At 75.1% G+C, this 3325-nt stretch carries 4 protein-coding genes; 3 read left to right on the forward strand and 1 reads right to left on the reverse strand.

The annotated features are described in order from the left end of the window. Nucleotides 1-1342: DUF5719 family protein (locus ABD323_RS40160; RefSeq protein WP_344447060.1), on the forward strand; the 1342-nt coding region annotated here is incomplete at its 5' end. Between the two features lie 67 nt (nt 1343-1409). Here ABD323_RS40160 and ABD323_RS40165 read toward each other — a convergent pair. After that, nucleotides 1410-1883 (reverse strand): metallopeptidase family protein, encoded by a 474-nt coding sequence (locus ABD323_RS40165; RefSeq protein WP_344447061.1) that lies wholly within the window; start codon nt 1881-1883, stop codon nt 1410-1412. Between the two features lie 139 nt (nt 1884-2022). On the opposite strand from ABD323_RS40165, the gene ABD323_RS40170 reads away from it, so the two are divergent. After that, complete coding sequence (locus ABD323_RS40170; protein ID WP_344447062.1) at nt 2023-2394, forward strand: DUF3499 domain-containing protein; 372 nt, start codon at nt 2023-2025, stop codon at nt 2392-2394. 147 nt (nt 2395-2541) lie between these two features. Next, on the forward strand, nt 2542-3325 hold a 784-nt coding region (locus ABD323_RS40175; RefSeq protein ID WP_486327167.1), incomplete at its 3' end, for a phosphohexomutase domain-containing protein.

A 3325-nucleotide genomic window follows, 5' to 3' on the forward strand; every position in this document is an offset into this window, starting at 1 on the left:
CGCCACCGTGCGCGACGTCCTGCAACCGCCCGCGCCCGCCGCACCGGCCGCGCCGCCCGCCTGTGCGCCCTCCGGTTCGCCCGCGCCGGCCGCCTCGGCCCCGGCGCCCGCGCCCGCGGCGGGGGCCGACACGGCCGGTGCCCGGCTCAGCCTGGCCAAGCCCGGCGTGCCCGCCACCGTGCAGGCGCTCAACGGCGACAGCGCGGCCGGTACCACCGCGGTCGCCAGCGGCGCCTTCGCGCCGGGCTTCACGGTCACCCAGACCACCGTCGTCAACGACCCGCGGGGCCTGGGGATGTCCGGGGTGACCTGCACGCCGGCCGGGACCAGCTTCTGGTTCGCCGGGGCCAGCACCGCGGCCGACCGCAGCGACTACGTCAGCCTCACCAACGCGCAGGCCACCGCCGCCGTGGTCGACCTGCGGCTGTACGGCGACAAGGGCCCGATCGAGAGCGACGCCGCCACCGGCATCACGGTGGCGCCCGGCACCTCGCTGGCCGTGCTGCTCTCCAGCGTGGTGCCGGACCAGGTGGCCGACCTGGCCGTGCAGGTCAGCGTGCGCAGCGGCCGGGTCGGCGCCGGACTGCACGCCGCCGACGGCGCCAAGGGCGCCGACTGGCTGCCCGGCTCCAGCGATCCGGCCGCCGACGTGGTGCTGCCCGGCCTGCCCGGCGACCTGTCGGCCGCCCGGCTGGTGGTGGCGGCCCCGGGGGGCGACGACGACGCCGACCTGAAGATCCAGCTCTCCGGCCCCAACGGCTGGTTCACCCCGGCCGGCCACGAGACCATCCACGTCAAGGCCGGCATGGTCAGCGCCGTCGACCTCGGCCAGGTCACCCGCGGCCAGGGCTCGGCGCTGCGGCTGACCCCCAGCGACCCGCAGCACCCGACCCCGGTGGTGGCCGGTCTGCGGGTGGACCGCGCAAGCGGCAGCAAGTCGGACGCCGCCTGGCTGGCCGGCAGCGCCACCGTCGGCAAACGGGCCAGCGTCGCGGACGCCCGCGGCGGCGGCACCTCCACGCTGCTGATCACCTCCACCGGCGACGCCGCCTCGGTGCGGGTCACCGCCTCGGCGGGCACCGGCGGCGGCACCGCGACCAGCAAGGACGTGCCGGTCCCGGCCGGTGCCACGGTCGTCCTGCCGGCGCCCGAACCGACCGGCGGCAACGGCTCGTTCGGGCTCACCGTGGAGACCCTCTCGGGGGGTCCGGTGGTGGCGGCCCGGGTGCTCGCGGTGCCCAGCAAGGACGTGCCGATGTTCACCGTGCAGGCCCTGAGCGACGACCACAGCTACGTCCAGGTGCCGCAGGCCGCCCAGGACCCCGGCGTGCTGGTGCACTAGCCGGTGCACCAGGGCGGGTCCGGGACCCGCCCGGGTGACGGGGCGTCGGCCGACGCCCCGTCACCGTTCACTCCTCGTCGTAGCGCGGGTCGATGGCGTCGGGGGAGAGCCCGAGCAGCTCGGCGACCTGCTCGATCAGGATCTCGTGCACCAGCGCGGCCCGGTCGTCACGGGACTTGGCCCGGATCTCGACCGGCCGCCGGTAGATGACGATCCGGCTCTTGCCGCCCTGCCGGGCCGGCAGCACCCGGCCCAGCGGGATCCCGCCGCCCGGCGGGAAACCGGGCTCGCCCGGGGACCCCTCGGGCACCTCGTCGACCGCGAAGTCGACGTCGATCAACTGCGGCCACCGGCGCTCCAGGCGCTCCATCGACTCGCGGACGTAGTCCTCGAAGAGTTCGGAGCGGCTCAGCGAGATCGGGACCTGCGGCGGAGCCAGCGGTCCGCGCAGGCCACGGCCGTGCCGATCGCGGCGCCGCGCACCGCGCGGCGGTCCTGCGGGCGGTGGCGGTGCGGGCGGTGGCGGTGCGGAGCTGTCCATATCAGTGACGAGCCTAGACCTTGGAGGCCAGGAAGTGGACCAGGCGAACAGCAATCCGAGAGCACTCGGAGGCGACACGAACCAGCCCGCGGGAGCGGGTCTTAGCCACCGGGGCGCCGGTGCGGTACCGTCCACCCTCGTGAGCTCTGTACGTCGTTGTTCGCGGACCGCGTGCGGCCGACCGGCCGTCGCGACCCTGACGTACGTCTACGCCGACTCGACCGCCGTGCTCGGCCCGCTGGCCACCTACGCGGAGCCGCACTGCTACGACCTCTGCGCCGAGCACGCCGAGCGGCTGACCGCTCCGCGCGGCTGGGAGGTGGTCCGCCTGGCCACCGACGTGGGGCCGCTGCGCCGCAGCAGCGACGACCTCGAGGCGCTGGCCAACGCGGTGCGCGAGGCCGCCCGGCCGCAGGACCGCGGCCCGCGCCCGGTCCGTCCGCCGGAGGGCGACCCGGCCGAGGCCGGCCGCCGCGGCCACCTGCGGGTCCTGCGCTCACCGGAGAGCTGACTTCCCGCCGTTCCCGGCCGGTCACCCGCACCCGGTACGCTGCACCCCTGCCCGGACAGGCCCCGTACGGAGGCCGTCCTGCGGCGACGTATCGTGACCGTGGGCCGACCGAGCCCGAATTCCAGCACACACCAGGGTGGAGCCGCAGTGCGCGACCTCAAGCAGCTCGTGAAGGCCTACGACGTCCGGGGCGTCGTCCCGGACCAGTGGGACGAGAACCTCTCGCGTGCCTTCGGCGCCGCGTTCGTGCAGGTCACCGGCGCCACGGCGATCGTGGTGGGCCACGACATGCGCCCCTCCTCGCCGAGCCTGACCCGGGCCTTCGCCGAGGGCGCGGCCGCCCGCGGCGCGGACGTCACCGAGATCGGCCTCTGCTCCACCGACCAGCTCTACTACGCGAGCGGCAAGCTGGACCTGCCCGGTGCCATGTTCACCGCCAGCCACAACCCGGCGCAGTACAACGGCATCAAGCTCTGCCGCAAGGGTGCCGCCCCGGTCGGCGAGAACACCGGCCTGGCGGACATCCGCGAGCTGGTGCAGAGCTGGATCAACGAGGACGACACCGTCACGGTGCCGGCCGTCGAGGTCGAGGCCGGCCGGCTGACCCAGCAGGACACCCTGCGCGGTTACGCCGACCACCTGCTGGGCCTGGTCGACCTCACCGCGATCCGTCCGCTCAAGGTCGTGGTGGACGCGGGCAACGGCATGGGCGGCCACACCGTCCCGACCGTCTTCGCCGGCCTGCCGCTGGACGTCGTGCCGATGTACTTCGAGCTCGACGGCACCTTCCCCAACCACGAGGCCAACCCGCTCGACCCGAAGAACCTGGTCGACCTGCAGGCCGAGGTGAAGCGGGTCGGCGCGGACATCGGATTGGCCTTCGACGGCGACGCGGACCGCTGCTTCGTCATCGACGAGCGCGGCGAGCCGG

Source organism: Kitasatospora nipponensis (genome assembly GCF_039528135.1).
GTDB classification, from domain to species: Bacteria; Actinomycetota; Actinomycetes; order Streptomycetales; family Streptomycetaceae; genus Kitasatospora; species Kitasatospora nipponensis.

Bases quoted from the DNA above. Each gene is read 5' to 3' on its own strand.
- ABD323_RS40165 (WP_344447061.1), bottom strand. From the start codon at position 1,883: ATGGACAGCTCCGCACCGCCACCGCCCGCACCGCCACCGCCCGCAGGA.